Source organism: Bacillus sp. CGMCC 1.16541, assembly GCF_003184905.1.
Taxonomy (GTDB): Bacteria; Bacillota; Bacilli; order Bacillales; family Bacillaceae_H; genus Priestia.
Genome location: NZ_KZ821206.1, coordinates 240,401 through 260,026, shown reverse-complemented (window position 1 = coordinate 260,026; position 19,626 = coordinate 240,401). Strand labels below are relative to the sequence as shown.

The 19,626-nt window shown below is 38.4% G+C and carries 17 protein-coding genes, 1 other RNA gene and 1 other annotated feature; of the genes, 16 read left to right on the top strand and 2 right to left on the bottom strand.

The window, feature by feature from the left end; translation table 11 throughout:
• Window positions 1-126 precede the first annotated feature (126 nt).
• The 5 genes from DIS06_RS01385 (at window position 127) to DIS06_RS01365 (ending at window position 5,087) form a co-directional block, all read left to right on the top strand.
• Window positions 127-303 (top strand): RNA polymerase subunit sigma-70, encoded by a 177-nt coding sequence (locus DIS06_RS01385; RefSeq protein WP_110111450.1) that lies wholly within the window; start codon window positions 127-129, stop codon window positions 301-303.
• 119 nt (window positions 304-422) lie between these two features.
• Window positions 423-657: a binding site (T-box leader), on the top strand.
• Between the two features lie 99 nt (window positions 658-756).
• Window positions 757-2,028 carry a histidine--tRNA ligase gene (gene hisS, locus DIS06_RS01380; protein ID WP_110111449.1) on the top strand — a complete coding sequence of 424 codons (1,272 nt, stop codon included), beginning with the start codon at window positions 757-759 and terminating at the stop codon, window positions 2,026-2,028.
• Between the two features lie 12 nt (window positions 2,029-2,040).
• Window positions 2,041-3,816 carry an aspartate--tRNA ligase gene (gene aspS / locus DIS06_RS01375; RefSeq protein ID WP_110111448.1) on the top strand — a complete coding sequence of 592 codons (1,776 nt, stop codon included), beginning with the start codon at window positions 2,041-2,043 and terminating at the stop codon, window positions 3,814-3,816.
• A 97-nt stretch (window positions 3,817-3,913) separates the two neighbouring features.
• A non-coding RNA gene (ssrS, locus tag DIS06_RS01370) (6S RNA) lies at window positions 3,914-4,098 on the top strand.
• A 224-nt stretch (window positions 4,099-4,322) separates the two neighbouring features.
• Window positions 4,323-5,087, top strand: coding sequence for a tRNA threonylcarbamoyladenosine dehydratase (locus DIS06_RS01365; RefSeq protein WP_110111569.1), 765 nt, complete (start codon window positions 4,323-4,325; stop codon window positions 5,085-5,087).
• A gap of 141 nt (window positions 5,088-5,228) precedes the next feature.
• Here the strand turns inward: DIS06_RS01365 and DIS06_RS01360 are convergent, their stop codons facing one another.
• On the bottom strand, window positions 5,229-5,807 hold the full coding sequence (locus DIS06_RS01360; RefSeq protein WP_110111447.1) for an RsfA family transcriptional regulator: 579 nt from the start codon (window positions 5,805-5,807) through the stop codon (window positions 5,229-5,231).
• A gap of 153 nt (window positions 5,808-5,960) precedes the next feature.
• Window positions 5,961-7,226 carry a replication-associated recombination protein A gene (locus DIS06_RS01355; protein WP_110111446.1) on the bottom strand — a complete coding sequence of 422 codons (1,266 nt, stop codon included), beginning with the start codon at window positions 7,224-7,226 and terminating at the stop codon, window positions 5,961-5,963.
• 214 nt (window positions 7,227-7,440) lie between these two features.
• Here DIS06_RS01355 and cymR point away from each other — a divergent pair, with 214 nt between their 5' ends.
• The 11 genes from cymR to ruvX all read left to right on the top strand — a co-directional run bounded on the left by cymR (window position 7,441) and on the right by ruvX (window position 19,455).
• Complete coding sequence (gene cymR / locus DIS06_RS01350; protein WP_110111445.1) at window positions 7,441-7,857, top strand: cysteine metabolism transcriptional regulator CymR; 417 nt, start codon at window positions 7,441-7,443, stop codon at window positions 7,855-7,857.
• Window positions 7,858-7,983: 126 nt separating this feature from the next.
• Entirely contained in the window at window positions 7,984-9,132 is a 1,149-nt protein-coding gene (locus DIS06_RS01345) for a cysteine desulfurase family protein (RefSeq protein WP_110111444.1), read from the top strand.
• Window positions 9,133-9,389: 257 nt separating this feature from the next.
• Window positions 9,390-10,502, top strand: coding sequence for a tRNA 2-thiouridine(34) synthase MnmA (gene mnmA / locus DIS06_RS01340; protein ID WP_110111443.1), 1,113 nt, complete (start codon window positions 9,390-9,392; stop codon window positions 10,500-10,502).
• Window positions 10,503-11,008: 506 nt separating this feature from the next.
• Window positions 11,009-11,668: a tetratricopeptide repeat protein gene (locus DIS06_RS01335; protein ID WP_110111442.1), complete on the top strand. Its 660-nt coding sequence runs from the start codon at window positions 11,009-11,011 to the stop codon at window positions 11,666-11,668.
• 31 nt (window positions 11,669-11,699) lie between these two features.
• The gene (gene recD2, locus DIS06_RS01330; protein ID WP_110111441.1) at window positions 11,700-14,057 is read left to right on the top strand and encodes an SF1B family DNA helicase RecD2; all 2,358 of its coding nucleotides are present in this window, start codon (window positions 11,700-11,702) and stop codon (window positions 14,055-14,057) included.
• Window positions 14,058-14,210: 153 nt separating this feature from the next.
• Window positions 14,211-14,402, top strand: a complete 192-nt coding sequence (locus DIS06_RS01325) for a hypothetical protein (protein ID WP_110111440.1) — start codon at window positions 14,211-14,213, stop codon at window positions 14,400-14,402.
• A gap of 23 nt (window positions 14,403-14,425) precedes the next feature.
• Entirely contained in the window at window positions 14,426-14,560 is a 135-nt protein-coding gene (locus tag DIS06_RS01320; RefSeq protein WP_110111439.1) for a YrzQ family protein, read from the top strand.
• A 98-nt stretch (window positions 14,561-14,658) separates the two neighbouring features.
• Window positions 14,659-15,720: an AI-2E family transporter gene (locus tag DIS06_RS01315; RefSeq protein ID WP_110111438.1), complete on the top strand. Its 1,062-nt coding sequence runs from the start codon at window positions 14,659-14,661 to the stop codon at window positions 15,718-15,720.
• A 329-nt stretch (window positions 15,721-16,049) separates the two neighbouring features.
• On the top strand, window positions 16,050-18,683 hold the full coding sequence (gene alaS, locus DIS06_RS01310) for an alanine--tRNA ligase (RefSeq protein WP_110111437.1): 2,634 nt from the start codon (window positions 16,050-16,052) through the stop codon (window positions 18,681-18,683).
• Between the two features lie 85 nt (window positions 18,684-18,768).
• A complete protein-coding gene (locus tag DIS06_RS01305) occupies window positions 18,769-19,038 on the top strand; it encodes an IreB family regulatory phosphoprotein (protein ID WP_110111436.1) in 270 nt (89 codons plus the stop codon).
• Entirely contained in the window at window positions 19,039-19,455 is a 417-nt protein-coding gene (gene ruvX / locus DIS06_RS01300) for a Holliday junction resolvase RuvX (protein WP_110111435.1), read from the top strand. It abuts the gene before it with no gap.
• The last annotated feature ends 171 nt before the right edge of the window (window positions 19,456-19,626 follow it).

Genomic DNA, 19,626 nt, shown 5'->3' with positions numbered 1-19,626 from the left:
TTTCTACTATTCGCTGTTACATAAAAAATTCCTTTTAAGGTGAAAGAATGAATAAAAGTTGGACATGCTATGTAGTATATGTGCCAATGGTTTAGTCATCTTATCATAAGAAAGAAGGAATTTTTAATGAAGTTTAGTGAAAAAGGTGAGTATTCGTATCAACAAGGAAACCAATTATTTGGTGTGAACTTTCATGATTTTGTTGAAAAAGAAACAGAAGCCTCGTCAATCGAATTAGCATCAGAATTTGGTCTTTCACTGCGAGATGTACAAAAATTGCGAAAGCATTTAAATCGTTCATAATAGCGAAAGGTGCTTGACAATGCCTCATTTCATTCGTAATATAGTAGACAATTGATTTATGCAATTTTCCTGATGAAGACCTGTTAAGAGGTCGAGTTCATATATACATATTCATATCAATAGAGCCTTTGAAGGAGAAAAGTAAGTAAGAGTACACATGCAAAGAGAAGAAATGCCCTAGGCTGAAAGCATTTCTACATGATGACTTACTGAATGAACACTCTGGAGGTTTCACTCTGAAACGATTTTTTCTTAGTAGGAGATGAACGTTTTCGTACGTTAACGAATTGAGTGGAAGTACGTATTTTTGTGCTTCAATTAGGGTGGTACCACGAGAAAACTCTCGTCCCTACGTTTCGTAGGGGTGGGAGTTTTTTTGTTTGCTCAAAAATCGTGAACTCATTTGCTTATTTATAAAATATAAACTCGTTACATTGGAGGAATAGAAGAATTATGTCAGTTCAAATACCAAGAGGAACACAAGATATCTTACCGGGAACGGTTGAGTATTGGCAGTTTGTGGAACAAAAAGCACGTGAAATCTGTCGTGCATTTAACTATCAAGAAATTCGTACACCAATCTTTGAACACACTGAGTTATTTCAACGAGGTGTTGGTGAAACGACTGATGTTGTTCAAAAAGAAATGTACACATTTGAAGATCGAGGAGGACGTAGCTTAACCCTTCGTCCTGAAGGAACAGCAGCGGTGACTCGTTCTTATGTGACACATAAAATGCACGGAGAAGCAAATCAACCGACGAAATTATTTTACATCGGACCAATGTTCCGTTATGAGCGTCCGCAAGCAGGTCGGTTTCGTCAATTCGTTCAATTTGGAGTTGAGGCTCTAGGAAGCAACGATCCGGCCATTGATGCAGAAGTTCTTGCTTTATTAATGCAGTATTATCAATCGCTTGGGCTGAAAAAGTTAAAGCTTGTAGTGAATAGCTTAGGTGATACAGAAAGTCGTCAAGCCCACCGTCAAGCGTTAATTAATCATTTCTCTCCACGTATTGATGAATTTTGCTCAGATTGTCAAAGTCGTCTTGAGAAAAACCCGCTTCGCATTTTAGATTGTAAAAAAGATCGTGATCACGAGCTAATGACAACAGCTCCATCCATTCTTGATTACTTAAATGATTATTCAAGAGAGTATTTCGAAAAAGTACAACAATATTTAACAGACTTAAATATCAAATTTGTCGTAGATCCTAACTTGGTTCGTGGTCTAGATTATTACAACCATACTGCTTTTGAATTAATGAGTGAAGCAGAAGGATTCGGTGCCATTACAACACTTTGTGGTGGAGGTCGTTATAACGGTCTTGTACAAAGCATCGGAGGACCTGAAACACCGGGGATTGGTTTTGCATTAAGTATTGAGCGCTTATTATCAGCTCTAGCAGCAGAGGGAGTTGAGCTTCCGATTTCAAAAGGTGTAGATTGCTACGTGGTGACACTAGGAGATGCAGCAAAAGATAAATCTGTTTCGATTGTGAATACATTACGTGCAGCTGGTTATGTTGCCGAAAAGGATTACCAAGATAAAAAAGTAAAAGCACAGTTTAAAGCAGCTGATCGTCATGAAGCAAAATATGTGATTGTACTAGGTGACGATGAACTTCAAAAGAACGTCGTGAACGTGAAGGATATGCAATCAGGTGAACAAGTTGAAGTGTCAATTGATTCATTAGTACAACATTTAGAAGCATTACAACGCTAAGGAGGAGCAACCATGTTAGAAAGATCATACTTTTGTGGAGAAGTAACAGAAAAAGCGATTGGGGAAAGCATTAAGCTAAAAGGATGGGTTCAAAAGCGCCGTGATTTAGGCGGACTTATCTTTATCGATTTACGTGACCGAACAGGTATTGTGCAAGTGGTGTTTAACCCTGAAACATCAGGAGATGCATTAAAAATGGCGGAAGATGTTCGCAATGAATATGTTCTACATATTGAAGGAACAGTTGTGGCAAGAGAAGCAACTACGATTAATGACAACTTGAAAACAGGAAAGATTGAAGTGCATGCAGAGCAAATTAACGTGTTAAACAAAGCGAAAACACCGCCGTTTGCAATCGCTGATAACACGGATGTATCTGAAGATGTACGTTTGAAATATCGCTATTTAGACCTTCGTCGTCCAGAAATGTTTAATACGTTTAAAATGCGTCATGACGTTACAAAAACAATTCGTAACTTTTTAGATGACAATGGCTTCTTAGATGTAGAGACACCAATCTTAACAAAAAGCACGCCAGAAGGAGCTCGTGACTATTTAGTGCCAAGTCGTGTGCATGAAGGCGAGTTTTATGCATTGCCACAGTCACCGCAAATTTTTAAACAACTTTTAATGGTAAGTGGCTTTGAGCGTTATTATCAAGTCGCACGTTGCTTCCGTGATGAAGATTTACGTGCAGACCGTCAGCCAGAATTCACGCAAATTGACATTGAAACATCATTCTTAACACAAGAAGAAATCATGACATTAACAGAGCAAATGATGGAAAAAGTGATGAAAGACGCAAAAGGTGTGGAAGTGACAACACCATTCCCTCGTATGTCTTATGATGAAGCAATGAGCCGTTATGGTTCAGATAAGCCTGATACACGTTTTGAAATGGAATTAGTTGATTTATCAGAGCTTGTTCAAAATTGTGGATTTAAAGTGTTCAGCGGTGCGGTTCAAAACGGTGGTCAAGTAAAAGCAATCAATGTAAAAGGTGCTGCTGCAAACTACTCACGTAAAGACATTGATGCGCTAACAGAATTTGTAGCTGTTTATGGTGCGAAAGGGTTAGCGTGGTTAAAAGTAGAAGAAGACGGATTAAAAGGTCCGATTGCAAAGTTTTTTAATGAAGAAGAACAAAAGCAATTTATGGACACGTTACAAGCTTCAGCTGGTGACTTATTATTATTTGTTGCAGATAAAACGTCTATTGTTGCGGATGCATTAGGAGCACTTCGTTTAAAATTAGGAAAAGAATTAGGCTTAATCGATGAGTCGAAATTTAATTTCTTATGGGTAACGGACTGGCCGTTACTTGAGCATGATGAAGAAGAAGGCCGTTATTACGCAGCTCACCATCCATTTACAATGCCTGTTCGTGAAGACTTACCTTATTTAGATAGCGAGCCAGGTAAAGTACGTGCGCAAGCATATGATTTAGTGTTAAATGGATATGAACTTGGTGGTGGCTCGTTGCGTATTTATGAGCGTGATATTCAAGAGAAAATGTTCAAAACATTAGGGTTTACAACAGAAGAAGCATATGAGCAATTTGAATTCTTACTTGAAGCATTTGAGTATGGAACTCCTCCTCATGGTGGAATTGCCTTAGGTCTTGATCGTCTTGTGATGCTATTAGCAGGTCGCACAAACTTACGTGATACAATTGCGTTCCCTAAAACTGCAAGTGCAAGTTGTTTATTAACAGATGCACCAGGTGAAGTAAGTGAGGCACAATTACAAGAATTAAACCTTGCGATTACGAAGAAAAAAGGCGAATAACCATTGTTCAAAAAGTGTAAACAGCTGTTTTGAAAATGAGACAATCGATCTGATTGCAAAGTGAAATTTTCTATGATAAGATACATTCAAGAATCAAATAGTCCTGATGTGTTCGTCATCATTCCTTTTATTTTGACCTAACATTTTTTGATTGGGAGCTCGGAGTTTTTAATTAGCGTACATGCCTTTATCTAAAGGACTTACAATGGTTGAAGCAGAGCACCCACCTGCCGAGAGCGGGTTCAAAACACTGGTATGTAGGACGGCACGATTGGGACTATACATATGGATGAATGATCTACCCTATGCATGTACGATGCATAGGGTTTTGTTTTTGATGTTTTCATAAGAAAACCTAGAGAATTACTTGCTTTTCATGAAAAATGTGATATATTCTAATTCGTGTATAAATGACTAGGTTTAATTGTTTGCTGATCATAGAAAAGGGAAAGCTATCATCATATGACAGTGGATCAATATAGATGAAAGGCGGAGTGTTACACGACATGTTACATCAATTTTCGCGTAATGAGTTAGCTATCGGTAAAGAAGGCTTAGATATATTAAAAGGAAGTACAGTAGCGATTTTAGGTATTGGGGGCGTAGGTTCTTTTTCCGCAGAAGCACTGGCACGTTCTGGTGTGGGTCGCCTCATTTTGGTGGATAAAGATGATGTAGACATTACAAATGTGAATCGTCAAATTCATGCGTTATTATCGACGGTTGGAAAGCCAAAAGCAGACTTAATGAAGGACCGTATTGCGGATATTAATCCAGAGTGTGAAGTCATTTCATTAAAAATGTTTTATACAGAAGAAACATACGAAGAATTTTTCAGCTATAAGCCAGACTTTGTAGTCGATGCGTCTGATACGATTTCATATAAAATTCATTTAATGAAAGAGTGTTTGAAGCGAGATATTCCCGTGATTTCGAGTATGGGTGCTGCGAACAAAATGGACCCAACGCGTTTCCGTATTGCTGACATCTCTAAAACCCATACAGACCCAATTGCAAAAGTGGTTCGTACACGTTTACGTAAAGAGGGAATCCGCAAAGGAATCAACGTTGTCTTTTCTGATGAGCGTCCGATTGTTATTCGTGAAGACATTCGTAAAGAAGTTGGTAACGATCAAGCTCAAATTCGTAAAGCAAAAATGCCACCTTCATCCAATGCATTTGTTCCGTCGGTTGCTGGCTTAATTATGGCTGGTCATGTTATTAATGAATTATTATCAAGCATTGCAGTTCGCCGTGTAGGTGATGAATAAAAAGAATAAGTTGAATCAAATGAGGTAGAGAGTGTTCTGTTTGATTCAAGTTAAAGCATCCCTTGTCACCAACATCTAGTCAAAACGGATAAAAGGACAAGGGATGTGTTGTATCACTATTCTCTTTTGCGTTTGATTGACTTATCTCTCAAATTCTTGTTTGGGTGAAGGTTCTTTCTCATCGAATAGTACAGCTTTTCGAGCGTGCTCCATAATTTTTAGTAATGCTGCATACTCTTCGTGGATGGTCGTTTGTTGTTGAGATAAGTGAGTCGCTTTCTCTACTAACTGTTTGTTTCTTTTTTGTAAGTCCATTTGTTCTTCTTTTAGTCGCTTATTTTCGAGTTGCGCTTGTTGCAGAGTTTCTGTGTCATTTTGAATTGTCGTTAAATAGTGAATAATATCTTGAAAAGAATAGGCTGAAGGGTGACTCTCTTTTGCAAAATGAGAGACGGTTTGTTTTTGTTTTACTGAACTTGAGCTGGCGATTATCCTTTTTCGCTCTTTTCGTTGTTTTTTTGCTAAAGCAATGGCTTTATGATAGTTTTGACGAACTTCCGCGTTCCACCTAAATCCACAGGCTGCAGATGTTCGGTTTAATTGATCACTAACTTCATCAAATGCTGCTAACTGTGTGCCGCCATCTCGTATATAGCGTAATACGGTTTCAGCTAGGAGCACATCATCTTCGTGAGTCCAAGCATCTTGCCTCACTTTCATTCTATCAACTCCTATTTTTAAAAGTCTCGTCGTTTTAAATAACCTTTTCTATGCTTACCAATTGTGTAATTGTCTATACATCTAGTAAATAAGGTAGGGCGCTGAATAAACAAAATACACATGGCAATGATTTCACCATGTGTACATGCGTTGTTATTGGTTTAATTTGTTATAAATTTGTGCTAGAGCTTGTTCGAACTTTCCAGTCTGCTTCGGAGCATAGTATTTTTTATTCTTGATTGAAGTAGGCAAATATTGTTGTTTGACCCACCCTGATTCATAATCATGAGGATATAAATAGTCAAGGCCACGACCTAACTGATTTGCCCCTTTATAATGAGCATCTTTTAAGTGAGCAGGTATCTCACCTGCTCGTCCTTTTTTGATATCTGAAATGGCTTCATCCAGTGCTTTATAAGCAGAATTCGACTTCGGTGACAAACATAACTCAATGACTGCATTAGCAAGTGGAATTCGTGCTTCAGGAAATCCAAGTCGTTCAGCCGCTTCAATGGCAGAGAGTGTACGAGGTCCTGCTTGTGGGTTTGCAAGTCCAATGTCTTCGTAAGCAATAACAAGTAATCGTCTATTAATGCTCGTTAAGTCACCAGCCTCAATTAAACGTCCTAAGTAATGGAGAGCAGCATTCACATCACTGCCTCGGATCGACTTTTGAAATGCAGATAACACGTCATAATGAGCATCTCCGCCTTTATCATGGCTAAAATACTTCTTCTGCAAGCACTCTTCAGCGATTGTAAGTGAAATCACGACTTCACCATCTTTGTTTGGTTCTGTAGATAAAATGGCTAATTCGAGCGCGCCTAAAGCAGCTCGCACATCTCCATTACATCCTGTTGCAAAGTGATTCATCGCATCGTTTTCCATACGCACATGATGACTTCCATATCCTTGTGTAGAATCTTCGACTGCCCGATTTAAAGCGATTTTTATATCTTCTGGTTCAAGTGGTTTTAACTCGAAAATTTGACAGCGACTTCGAATAGCCGGATTAATTGCGTGATAAGGGTTACTTGTAGTAGCGCCAATTAAAATAATCATGCCGTTTTCAAGGTAAGGTAGCAAAAAGTCTTGTTTTGCTTTATCTAGACGATGAACTTCATCAAGAAGCAAAATGACTTTACCGGACATTTTTGCTTCTTCCGCTACAATCTCCATATCTTTCTTATTATTAACCACAGCATTTAATTGTCGGAAAGCTGTGTTTGTAGTTTTAGCAATGGAGGTCGCAATCGTTGTTTTCCCCGTTCCTGGTGGCCCATATAAAATCATTGACGTTAAATGGTTTGCTTTAACCATGCGATGAATAATTTTACCTTCACCTACTAAATGTTGTTGGCCAATTACGTCCTCTAATTGAGTAGGGCGCATTCGAAAGGCAAGTGGCTTTTTTGTCATCTTTAATCTCTCCTAGCGTTTTATCCATACTTTCTATTATAGTAGAAGTAAAAGCTAAAATGCATCCGATAGGAATAGTGTGTTATAATGTCAACATCCATATCTCTTTTTTTAGAGGTAATTAATTGAGGCGTGTCGTTTCTATGAAAGTCATCATGTTATAAATGTTCAGTAATAAAATAGATTCTTTGAGACATAGAAGGGGTGTACAAGCATGAAAATATCGACAAAAGGTCGTTACGGTTTAACAATCATGATTGAATTAGCTAAACGCTTTGGAGAAGGTCCTATCTCACTAAAAACAATTGCACAAACCCACGATTTATCCGAACATTACTTAGAGCAGCTTATTTCACCGCTGCGTAATGCTGGTTTAGTTAAAAGCGTACGAGGTGCTTATGGTGGATATATTCTAGCAAATGAACCTGCGAGCATTACGGCTGGAGACATCATTTCAGTTCTAGAGGGTCCAATCAGTCCAGTAGAAGGTTTAGAAGACGAAGAACCAGCGAAAAGAGAGCTTTGGATTCGCATTCGCGATGCCGTAAAAGAAGTATTAAACAGTACAACACTTGAAGATTTAGCTAACTATTCAGATGGTGAACAAGAATCTTACATGTTTTATATTTAAAGCACGTCAAATTATAACTCAACCTTCAGAAAAAAAGAGGGTTGAGTTATTGTAGGTTTATCGTGAAAAATAGATTGGTTTTATAAAGAAACGGTCAGGATAAAAGTAAAAAAAGGAGTGATTACAGTGAACCGTATTTATGTGGATCATGCAGCAACGTCTCCGATGCATCCAGCCGTCATTGATAAAATGACAACGTTTATGCATGAGCAGTTTGGAAATCCATCGAGTATTCACCACTTTGGGCGTGAAAGCAGACGTTTTTTAGATGAAGCACGTCACACAATGGCATTAAGTATCGGAGCACATGCAAATGAGATTATCTTTACAAGTGGCGGGACAGAAGCTGATAATATGGCGTTAACAGGTGTGGCGTTAGCAAATCGCCATAAAGGAAGTCATATTATTACTACTGAAGTTGAACACCATGCTATACTACACACGTGTCAATATTTAGAGCAACAAGGGTTTCACGTTACCTATTTGCCAGTGAATGATAAGGGTGAAGTATCAGTTGAGGATGTAAAACAAGCTTTAACTGATCAAACAATTCTTGTCTCTATTATGTATGGAAACAATGAAGTAGGTACTATTCAGCCAATTAAAGAAATTGGAGATATTTTGAAAAAACACCAAGCTTATTTTCATACAGACGCAGTGCAAGCTTATGGATTAATTCCGTTAAATGTGCAACAATTAGATGTTGATCTTCTGTCTGTTTCTTCTCATAAAATAAACGGACCAAAGGGGATCGGCTTTTTATATGCATCGCCTTCTGTGACACTGTCACCACTACTTTTCGGTGGAGAACAAGAGCGTAAGAGACGAGCTGGTACAGAAAATGTCGCAAACATTGTAGGATTTGAAGAAGCTGTTAAACTCTCTCAACATACTCTGCAAAAACGAGCAGATGAATATAAAGCATACAAACAAATTATGATCAATGTGTTTGAAGAAGAAGACATTTCGTTTTCAATTAATGGACACGTGGATCAAGCATTACCGCACGTACTAAATGTTTCATTTCCGGGTACAAATGTGGAATCAATGCTAGTAAACCTTGATTTAGCTGGTATTGCTGCTTCAAGTGGTTCAGCATGTACAGCAGGGTCTATTGATCCGTCACATGTCTTAGTGGCGATGTTTGGAAAAGGATCTGATCGCCTAGCATCATCTATCCGTTTTAGCTTTGGTTTAGGTAACACACGCGAACAAATCGAACAAGCAGCACGCCAAACAACCAAAATCGTCAAACGGTTAACAAGAAAAGTGTAGCAAGCTCGTTCAGCTTCATAGGGCATTGGAGCTCCTGATAAGAAGTCGCTTTTTGACTTCGCAGGAAGGAGTGAAATGACCGTAGAAGCTAGCTTGCGAAACTAGACAGAAAGAAAAGTGTAGCAAGCTCGTTCATGTCCATAGGATGTTGGAGGTCCTGAGAAGAAGGTGCTTTTTGACTTCGCAGGAAGCCTTCTTCAATTAGGATTGAACAGCTGCGAAATAAGTTGAAAAATAAACAAATGGAGGTGGAGAAGTTGACAAAAGCACCTAAAGATACGCGTGTTGTTGTTGGAATGAGTGGAGGAGTTGATTCTTCAGTTGCTGCTCTTCTATTAAAACAACAAGGCTATGACGTAATCGGAATTTTTATGAAAAACTGGGATGACACAGATGAAAACGGTGTGTGCACCGCGACGGAAGATTACAACGACGTTATTCGTGTATGTAACCAAATTGGCATCCCATATTATGCAGTCAACTTTGAAAAACAATATTGGGATAAAGTGTTCACATACTTCTTAGATGAATACAAAGCAGGAAGAACACCGAATCCAGATGTAATGTGTAACAAAGAAATTAAGTTTAAGGCCTTTTTAGATCATGCAATGACACTAGGAGCAGACTATTTAGCGACAGGTCACTACGCGCGTGTTGCCTATCGTGATGGCGAATATAAAATGCTGCGTGGTGTTGATGAAAATAAAGACCAAACGTATTTCTTAAATCAATTAACGCAAGAACAGCTATCAAAAGTGATGTTCCCAATTGGTGAAATTGATAAATCGAAAGTACGTGAAATTGCAAAAGAGGCAGGATTGGCCACAGCAACGAAAAAAGATAGTACAGGTATTTGTTTTATCGGAGAGCGTAACTTCAAAGAGTTCTTAAGTCAATATTTACCTGCTCAGCCAGGCATGATGCAAACGCTTGATGGTGAAGTAAAGGGTAAACATGATGGCTTAATGTATTATACAATTGGTCAACGTCATGGCTTAGGAATTGGTGGAAGTGGTGAGCCATGGTTTGTGGTTGGAAAAGATTTAGATAAGAACATTCTTTATGTGGATCAAGGATTCCATAATGAGTTGCTTTATTCTGAATTCATTACTGCTACAAATATCAGTTGGGTTAATCAACAAGACTTAACCGAACCACTTACATGCACAGCGAAATTCCGTTATCGTCAAGCAGACAATAAAGTAACGGTTGAGAAAATTGACGACAACCAAGTGAAAGTAATATTCCATGAACCAATTCGTGCTATCACACCTGGCCAAGCCGTTGTATTTTACAACGAAGACGAATGCCTAGGCGGAGGCACAATCGACAAAGTCTTCAAAAACAATGAACAAATTTGGTATGTATAGAAAAGCGGAGGGGACTGTTTAGGCTTGAGAGGCGTTGGAGCTTCTGGTAGGGAAACTGCTTTTTAGTTTCAGTAGCAGAAGTGAACCGACCGAAAGCCTAGGAGCCGCAGCTAGACAAAAAGAAAAGTGTAGCAAGCTCGTTCAGCTTCATAGGGCATTGGAGCTCCTGAGAAGAAGGTGCTTTTTGACTTCGCAGGAAGGAGTGAAATGACCGTAGAAGCTAGCTTGTGGAACTAGACAAAAAGAAAAGTGTAGCAAGCTTGTTCAGCTTCATAGGGCATTGGAGTTCCTGAGAAGAAGGTGCTTTAATAAATCGCTGAATCATCACTACGGTTAAATCCATCCTTTTTAGGGATTTAACCGTAGTGATTTTTATTTTATTTCCTTATAGCGGGGCTATTTTGTAGCTATTAAGAAACCCTACCCTTTATGTTATAATCGTAATGGGTAAAACTAGACATACGTCTATGTTTGTACATAATAAGAAAGTATAACGGAGTGATTAGATGACGGATAAAAACCAATTAGGGATTGAATATATGCGTGAAGGAAAGTTTGAAGAAGCAGCAAAGGTGTTTTCGCAGGCGATTGAGGAAAATCCGAAAGACCCTATTGTTTATGTAAACTTTGGTAACTTATTGGCAGCTGTAGATGAAATGGACCGAGCGTTAAAATTTTATGAACGTGCAATTGAAATTGATGATACGGTAGCCACTGCCTATTATGGAGCAGGAAACATATATTTTAACTTAAATCAGTTAGAACAAGCGAAGCATTACTTTGAGTTAGCCATGAAAAAGGGGTTAGATTCTTCTGATGTTTATTTTATGCTTGGGTTAACATTGTTCCATAATGAACAGTTGCGTTTTGCTTTGCCGTATCTCCAGCGAGCAGTGGAACTAAACGAACATGATGTTGAAGCTCGTTTTCAATACGGATTATGCTTAGCACAATTAGAAATGGTGGAAGAGGCAATCGAACAACTAAACGTTGTAGTCGAACAAGATCCTGAACATGCTGATGCTTATTACAATTTAGGTGTGGCATATGCTATGAAAGATGAGAAAGAGAAAGCAATTGAAATGTTTGATCGCGCACTAGATGTACAACCAGATCATATGCTTGCTGGTAACGGTAAACACGTTTTAACGACGTTAGAACATTAAGGACATGTAATAGAGGAAAGGGGTGAGTTACATGGATGAACGTACAATGAACCCTTTACAAGATGACCGCAATTACATAAAAGGAACCGCAATTGTCACTGTCTTTCATAACGAAGAAAATCTGTATAATGTCACGCGCATTCGTGTAAAAGAAACCAACATCGCTCTTGATGAAAAAGAGGCAGTAGTCACCGGTTACTTTCCTCGTTTGCATGAAGATGAGTTGTATACCTTTTATGGATATCTCAAAGATCATCCGAAGTTTGGGCTGCAATTTCAAGTCGAGCAATTCAAAAAAGAGATCCCTCAATCCAAGCAAGGTGTTATTCAATATTTATCAAGTGATCTGTTTGAAGGGATTGGTAAAAAGACTGCTGAAAACATTGTGGACGCGCTAGGTGAAAATGCGATTTTAAAAATCATGCAAGATCCTTCTTCACTAAAAAAAGTCAAGCGTTTATCCGAAGATAAAGCGAATTCTTTAGTGAGTCAACTTCGAGAGCATCAAGGCTTAGAAGAAATTATGGTGAAGCTGACGGATTATGGATTTGGTCCCCAATTATCGATGAAAATTTTCCAAGCATACAAACAAGATGCGTTAGAGGTTGTACAAAATCAGCCGTATCAACTTGTTGAAGATATTCAAGGAATAGGCTTTACACGTGCCGATGAGCTCGGTAGAAAACTTGGAATGGCAAATAACCATCCAGATCGTCTGCGTGCAGGAGCTTTATATGTAATTGAACAAGAATGCAATCAAATGGGACATGTATATATAACGATGGAACAGCTGTTTGCTCGTACGAAAGAGCTTCTTCAACACAATCGAACCGACCACATTGACGAACTAGATTTAACTCGTGAAATAGAAGGATTGAAAGCTGATAAAAAAATTATTGTTGACGAAGAGCGCGTTTATTTCCCGCCTTTGTTTTACTCTGAAAAAGGGTTAGTAAAATCCATTCAACAAATTCTTTCACAAACTCAGTATGAGAATCAGTTTCCAGAATCTGAATTTTTACTTGCTTTAGGAGATTTAGAAGAGCGCTTGGACGTACAGTATGCACCTTCCCAAAAAGAAGCGATTCAAACGGCTTTACAATCCCCAATGTTATTGTTAACCGGGGGGCCAGGAACAGGGAAAACAACGGTTATAAAAGGGATCGTCGAATTGTATGCAGAACTTCACGGTTGTTCTTTAAATCCAAAAGATTATAAAAAAGATCAGGTATTTCCTGTATTACTTGTGGCACCAACCGGAAGAGCAGCAAAGAGAATGAGTGAGGCGACAGGATTACCAGCTGTGACCATCCATCGCTTGTTAAAGTGGAATGGTCAAGAAGGCTTTGACCATAATGAAGATAACCCAATTGAAGGCAAGCTGTTAATTGTCGATGAAGTGTCAATGGTCGATCTATGGTTAGCTCATCAGCTGTTTAAATCGTTGCCAATGGACGTACAAGTCATTTTAGTGGGAGATGAAGATCAGTTACCTTCTGTTGGTCCTGGACAAGTGTTGAAAGATTTATTGCAATCAAACGCAATTCCAACTGTGCGACTTGTAGATGTATATCGACAAGCAGAAGGTTCATCAATTATTGATCTTGCTCATGATATAAAAAAAGGAGTTGTGCCAAAAGATTTGGCTATGCCTCAGCGAGATCGGTCTTTTATTAAATGCCATTCATCACAAATTGCTGATGTTGTAAAAAAAGTTTGTGCAAACGCTGTTAAAAAAGGATATTCACCAAAGGATATCCAAGTACTTGCGCCTATGTATAGAGGTCCAGCAGGCATTGATCGTTTAAATGTGGAATTACAAGAATTATTTAATCCAAAACAGGAAAAGCGGCGTGAGATTAAGCATGGAGATGTGATTTACCGTCCTGGTGATAAAGTACTTCAGCTTGTTAATCAGCCAGAGAGCAATGTGTTTAATGGAGATATGGGTGAGGTTGTATCTGTTTTTTACGCAAAGGAAAATACGGAAAAGCAAGATATGCTTATTATTTCATTTGATGGAAATGAAGTGACCTATACAAAACAAGACTTTAACCAAATTACTCATGCTTATTGTTGTTCCATTCATAAATCGCAAGGTAGTGAGTTCCCTATTGTTGTTCTACCGATTGTGAAAAGTTATTACCGCATGTTGCGAAGAAACTTAATTTATACCGCTGTAACGAGAAGTAAGCAATTTTTAATTCTGTGTGGAGAAGAAGAAGCGTTTCAATTAAGTGTAAAGCGTAATGATGATGGAATTAGACAAACAAACTTATTGAAATTGTTGGGAGAACAAATCAATAATGACATTGAAGACGATGAAGTTCCGTTTATGAAAGATGCAAATATTGGCATGGAAAACGTTACGCCGTATGATTTCATGTAACTATCCATACGATAAGGTTAGTTAAATGATTGTACAATTATTTAACGCCCATTCTGATTTCTTCAACAACAATTCGGTACAAACTTTCGTATAAAAATGGTGAAAGTGGACATAATGCGTTACTAATAGATAACGGAAAAAGAGGTGTCCATTTTGTTTAAGTGTCCGAATTGTAAAAGTATTGATGTGGGAAAAATTGGGGTCAATCAATATTACTGTTGGAACTGCTTTATTGAAATGACCATTTCAAAAGGACAAGTAAATACCCATCAAGTTGAAGAGGATGGAACATTGAGTTCATTAGATGACTTATTTTCAGAAGATGAACGTTCAGTTAACTTTTAATCCTTTATAGGGGAGGAAGTACAATGAATCGAATTATTCCATCAATGGTTGCCTTTGGAATTGGAGCTTATGCATATAAAGTTGCAGAGGATCGTGACTTACTCACGAAGCGAAATGTAAAAAAAATGCGTAAGCGTATGATGAAAACATTTCGTTAAGCTAAGTGTAGAGAAAAGCTAGGTAGGGATCGTCTTACCTAGCTTTTTTATGTATAATCCCTTCTTTTTGCACACACTATTTTGGAGGAGGGATTTTGTTGCGAGAAGTATCTTTTAGGTGGTTTTATCGATTAGGTGTGTTATTGCTCGTTCTTCTTTGTATTTTTGTTTTCTTTAAAATACAGTTTCTATGGATGCCGTTTGTTAGCATGTTTTTAAAAGCGATTTCTCCTTTCTTTATTGCAGCCTTTATTACATATTTACTTCATCCTATCATTGAAAAAATACACGAAAACGGTTTACCTAGACCTTTAGCGATTCTTATTATTTATTTGTTTTTCTTTGGAGGAATTGGTTATGGTGTTTACAAGGGATTTCCGCTTTTTCTCATGCAGCTAAAAGATTTAAATGAGCAATTACCTCAATTAACAAGCTTATATAAAGAGTGGATGACAGAGATACATGAACGAACGTCAACGCTGCCAAATGGAGTTCATGAGCGAATTGAACAAGGAATTGATGATCTTGAACGAGCAGTTGAAGCGTTGTTGGTTCGTATTATGGAGGGAGTTAAATCTCTTCTTAACGCGTTTATTATTATTGTCATCATTCCGTTTATCGTGTTTTATATGTTAAAAGACGTGACACTCATCAAAAAGTCTGCAGCATTTTTAACTCCGCCAAAATGGCATGAATCAGGAAAACAGTTCTTACATGATGTAAATGAATCGTTAGGAAACTACATCCGAGGACAGTTTTTTGTTTGTTTAATTATTGGTGGAGTGGCAACACTAGCACTATGGCTTTTTCATGTTCCATATGCTCTTTTACTAGGGACAATCATTGGAATTACAAACATTATTCCTTATTTTGGGCCTATCATTGGCGCGATTCCAGCAGCGATTATTGCGGCTACGGTCTCGACAAAACTTGTTATTGTTGTATTATGTATTGTATTTTCTCTTCAATTTTTAGAAGGAAATGTTCTCTCACCTTTAATTGTCGGAAAAAGCTTACATATTCATCCGCTTTTTATCATGTTTGCCCTTTTGTTAGGAGGAGAGCTAGGAGGGGTCATAGGACTTATTTTAGCTGTACCGATTTTATCTGTATTAAAAGTGTCTATTTTACATTTGCGTACACATGTCTTCAAACATTGACAAAGCATGTGGAATTTGTCATAATATCGCCATAAGAAACCGTTACATAATTATAAATCGATGAAGGATCGAGTACGTTACAGCCCATCTTTTGCAGAGAGGAATTCCCATGGCTGAGAGGAGTTCTAGGTGAAGAGTAACAGAACGCTAATCTGGAGTGCAGATAAACTCTGCCGTGCTAGCTACGTTAACGCTATTGAGGTGATGAATCATTTGTTGAAGATGGTTCATAATCAGGGTGGTACCGCGAGCAAAACTCTCGTCCCTGTTTTGGGATGAGGGTTTTTTTGTATGCAAAAAAGTCATTTTATTATCAGGAGGCTATATCAATGAAACAATTGACATCCGCTCAAGTTCGTCAAATGTATTTAGATTTCTTTCAAGAAAAAGGGCATGACGTAGAACCAAGTGCTTCACTCGTTCCGCATGAAGATCCGTCACTTTTATGGATTAATAGTGGGGTTGCAACACTTAAAAAGTACTTTGATGGTCGCGTGGTTCCAGAAAACCCACGTATTTGCAATGCGCAAAAATCGATTCGTACAAACGATATTGAAAACGTAGGAAAAACAGCTCGACACCACACATTTTTTGAAATGTTAGGGAACTTTTCAATTGGCGATTATTTTAAAAAAGAAGCCATTGAGTGGGCTTGGGAGTTCTTAACGAGTGATAAGTGGATTGGCTTTGACTCAGAAAAATTATCGGTTACTATCCATCCAGAAGATGAAGAAGCATTTCAAATTTGGAATGAAAAAATGGGTGTTCCAAAAGAACGTATTATTCGTTTAGAAGGAAACTTCTGGGACATTGGTGAAGGTCCCAGTGGTCCAAATACGGAAATTTTTTACGATCGTGGTGAATCATATGGAAATGACCTAAATGATCCAGAACTTTACCCTGGTGGAGAAAATGAGCGTTATTTAGAAATTTGGAACTTAGTGTTCTCACAATTTAATCATAACCCTGATCACACATACACCCCACTTCCAAAGAAAAACATTGATACAGGGATGGGATTAGAGCGTATGGTATCCGTTATTCAAGACGTGCCAACGAATTTTGATACAGACCTATTCATGCCAATTATTGAAGCAACGGAAAGCATCTCAGGTGAAAAGTATCGCACTGATGTTGAGAAAGATGTCGCATTTAAAGTGATTGCTGACCATGTTCGTACCGTTACATTTGCTGTAGGAGACGGTGCTCTTCCATCAAATGAAGGTCGTGGGTATGTATTACGCCGCTTACTACGCCGCGCAGTTCGATATGCAAAGAAATTAAACATCAACCGTCCATTCATGTATGAATTAGTTCCTGTGGTTGCTGAGATTATGGTTGACTTCTATCCAGAAGTGAAAGAGAAAACAGAGTTTATTCAACGTGTCATGAAAAATGAAGAAGAACGTTTCCATGAAACATTAAATGAAGGGCTAGCAATTTTAGCGACAGTTATTAAGAAAGAAAAAGATAAAGGTAGCGATACAATTGAAGGAGCAGATGTGTTCCGCTTGTATGATACGTATGGCTTCCCGGTTGAATTAACAGAAGAGTATGCAGAAGACGAGAGTATGAAAGTAGATCATGAAGGTTTTGAGCGTGAAATGGAAGCTCAACGTGAGCGTGCTCGTGCAGCTCGTCAAGATTCTAGCTCTATGCAAGTTCAAGGTGGAATGCTAGGTGACTTAAAAGTAGAAAGTACATTCGTAGGCTATGACAAGCACACTGTTGAGACATTCGTTGAGGCAATTGTTGTAGGTGGCGACTTAGTGGAAGAAGCTCATGCTGGTCAAGAAGTACAAGTCATCTTAAAAGAAACGCCTTTCTATGCAGAAAGTGGAGGGCAAACAGCTGACCGAGGTACCATTCAAAATGGCACAACAAAAACAACAGTAAAAGACGTTCAAAAAGCGCCAAATGGTCAGCATTTACACACAGTTGAGATTGTAGAAGGAACACTTTCAAAAGGTGAGACATACACGGCTCAAATTCACCAAGAAAAGCGTAGCCACATTGTTAAAAATCATACTGCAACACACTTATTGCACCAAGCGTTAAAAGATGTATTAGGTACACACGTAAACCAAGCAGGTTCATTAGTAACAGCAGATCGTTTGCGCTTCGATTTCTCTCACTTTGGACAAGTAACACCAGAAGAGATCGAGAAAATTGAAACAATTGTTAATGAGCAAATTTGGAACAGCATCGATGTTGAAATTTCAAATAAGTCACTAGATGAAGCAAAAGCAATGGGAGCAATGGCTCTATTTGGTGAGAAGTACGGAGACGTTGTGCGGGTTGTTGAAGTCGGCGAATATAGCTTAGAGCTATGTGGTGGTTGTCACGTACCGAATACATCTGTTATTGGCTTATTTAAAATTGTATCTGAATCAGGAATCGGAGCAGGAACTCGTCGTATTGAAGCGGTAACGGGTGAAGCAGCTTACAAACAAATGAATGATCAAGTTCTATTGTTAAAAGAAGTAGCTGCAAAAATTAAAGCAAACCCTCGCGATATTATGACACGTGTAGAAGGACTGCTTGATGAAATCCGTCAATTGCAACGTGAAAATGAATCACTATCAACAAAATTAAGCAACATTGAAGCAGGAAGTATTGTTGATCAAGTAAAAGAAATTGATGGTGTAAACGTACTTGCTGCGAAAGTCAATGGCACAGATATGAATAACCTTCGTGCAATGATGGATGACTTAAAACAAAAGTTAGGTTCGGCAGTGATTGTTTTAGCAACAGCACAAGACGGGAAAGTCAATATTATTGCGGGTGTGACAAAAGATTTAATGAATAAAGGCTATCATGCTGGTAAGCTTGTGAAGGAAGTCGCTTCAATTTGTGGCGGTGGCGGTGGTGGCCGTCCAGATATGGCACAAGCAGGTGGTAAAGACCCTAGTCAAATCGATAACGCACTAGCATTTGTAGAAGAATGGGTGAAATCCGTTTAATTCTCGCTTTTCTTGGTGTACAATAATAAATAAGAGTTAACAGAATTAGAGTGCGTCGATTAAAAAGAGAGTGAGGTGGAAAAAGATGAGTTCATTTGATCAAACAATGAAATTCAATTTTCCTGAGGATTCAGCCGACACTAGCGTACATGAGGTGTTATTTACTGTCTATGACGCTCTTCAAGAGAAAGGATATAACCCGATCAACCAAATTGTAGGTTACCTACTATCTGGAGATCCAGCTTATATTCCTCGTCATCAAGATGCACGTAACATCATCCGTAAATTAGAACGTGATGAGTTAATTGAAGAACTAGTTAAATCATATTTAAAACACCATCGAGAGGATTCATAAATGCGCGTACTTGGTTTAGATGTTGGCACCAAAACAATTGGTGTAGCTGTTAGTGATGAAATGGGCTGGACAGCACAAGGAATTGAAACAATTAAAATGGCAGAAAATCAAATGAAGCAATCGCTTCCTAGATTGAAGGAATTAATTGAACAATATTCGGTTGAAAAGATTGTTGTTGGATTGCCAAAAAACATGAATGGAACAGTGGGTCCACGTGGAGAAGCATGCTTACAATTTGCAGAACTTCTCAAAAAAGGTTTTAATATAGAGACCATTATGTGGGACGAGCGTCTTTCGACAATGGCAGCAGAGCGAGTATTACTATCTGCTGATGTTAGTCGAAAAAAACGCAAAAAAGTAATCGACAAAATGGCTGCTGTCATGATCTTACAAGGCTACCTAGACAGTAAGCAGTAAGAAAAGCGAAGGCGACTGTTTAGGCTTGAGAGGCGTTGGAGCTTCTGAGAAGGAAACTGTTCTTTAGTTTCAATATCAGAAGTGAAACGACCGAAAGCCTAGTAGCCGTAGCTAGACAGTAAGAAAAGCGAAGGCGACTGTTTACCTTGTGCAGCTAGCAACTAGAAAGCT

Excerpts from the sequence above, each read along its gene's own strand:
- cymR (WP_110111445.1), top strand. The coding sequence starts at position 7,441 with ATGAAAATATCGACAAAAGGTCGTTACGGTTTAACAATCATGATTGAA.
- hisS (WP_110111449.1), top strand. The coding sequence starts at position 757 with ATGTCAGTTCAAATACCAAGAGGAACACAAGATATCTTACCGGGAACG.
- DIS06_RS01365 (WP_110111569.1), top strand. The coding sequence starts at position 4,323 with ATGTTACATCAATTTTCGCGTAATGAGTTAGCTATCGGTAAAGAAGGC.
- DIS06_RS01335 (WP_110111442.1), top strand. The coding sequence starts at position 11,009 with ATGACGGATAAAAACCAATTAGGGATTGAATATATGCGTGAAGGAAAG.
- DIS06_RS01385 (WP_110111450.1), top strand. The coding sequence starts at position 127 with ATGAAGTTTAGTGAAAAAGGTGAGTATTCGTATCAACAAGGAAACCAA.
- aspS (WP_110111448.1), top strand. The coding sequence starts at position 2,041 with ATGTTAGAAAGATCATACTTTTGTGGAGAAGTAACAGAAAAAGCGATT.
- alaS (WP_110111437.1), top strand. The coding sequence starts at position 16,050 with ATGAAACAATTGACATCCGCTCAAGTTCGTCAAATGTATTTAGATTTC.
- ruvX (WP_110111435.1), top strand. The coding sequence starts at position 19,039 with ATGCGCGTACTTGGTTTAGATGTTGGCACCAAAACAATTGGTGTAGCT.
- DIS06_RS01360 (WP_110111447.1), bottom strand. The coding sequence starts at position 5,807 with ATGAAAGTGAGGCAAGATGCTTGGACTCACGAAGATGATGTGCTCCTA.
- DIS06_RS01355 (WP_110111446.1), bottom strand. The coding sequence starts at position 7,226 with ATGACAAAAAAGCCACTTGCCTTTCGAATGCGCCCTACTCAATTAGAG.
- DIS06_RS01305 (WP_110111436.1), top strand. The coding sequence starts at position 18,769 with ATGAGTTCATTTGATCAAACAATGAAATTCAATTTTCCTGAGGATTCA.
- DIS06_RS01320 (WP_110111439.1), top strand. The coding sequence starts at position 14,426 with ATGAATCGAATTATTCCATCAATGGTTGCCTTTGGAATTGGAGCTTAT.
- recD2 (WP_110111441.1), top strand. The coding sequence starts at position 11,700 with ATGGATGAACGTACAATGAACCCTTTACAAGATGACCGCAATTACATA.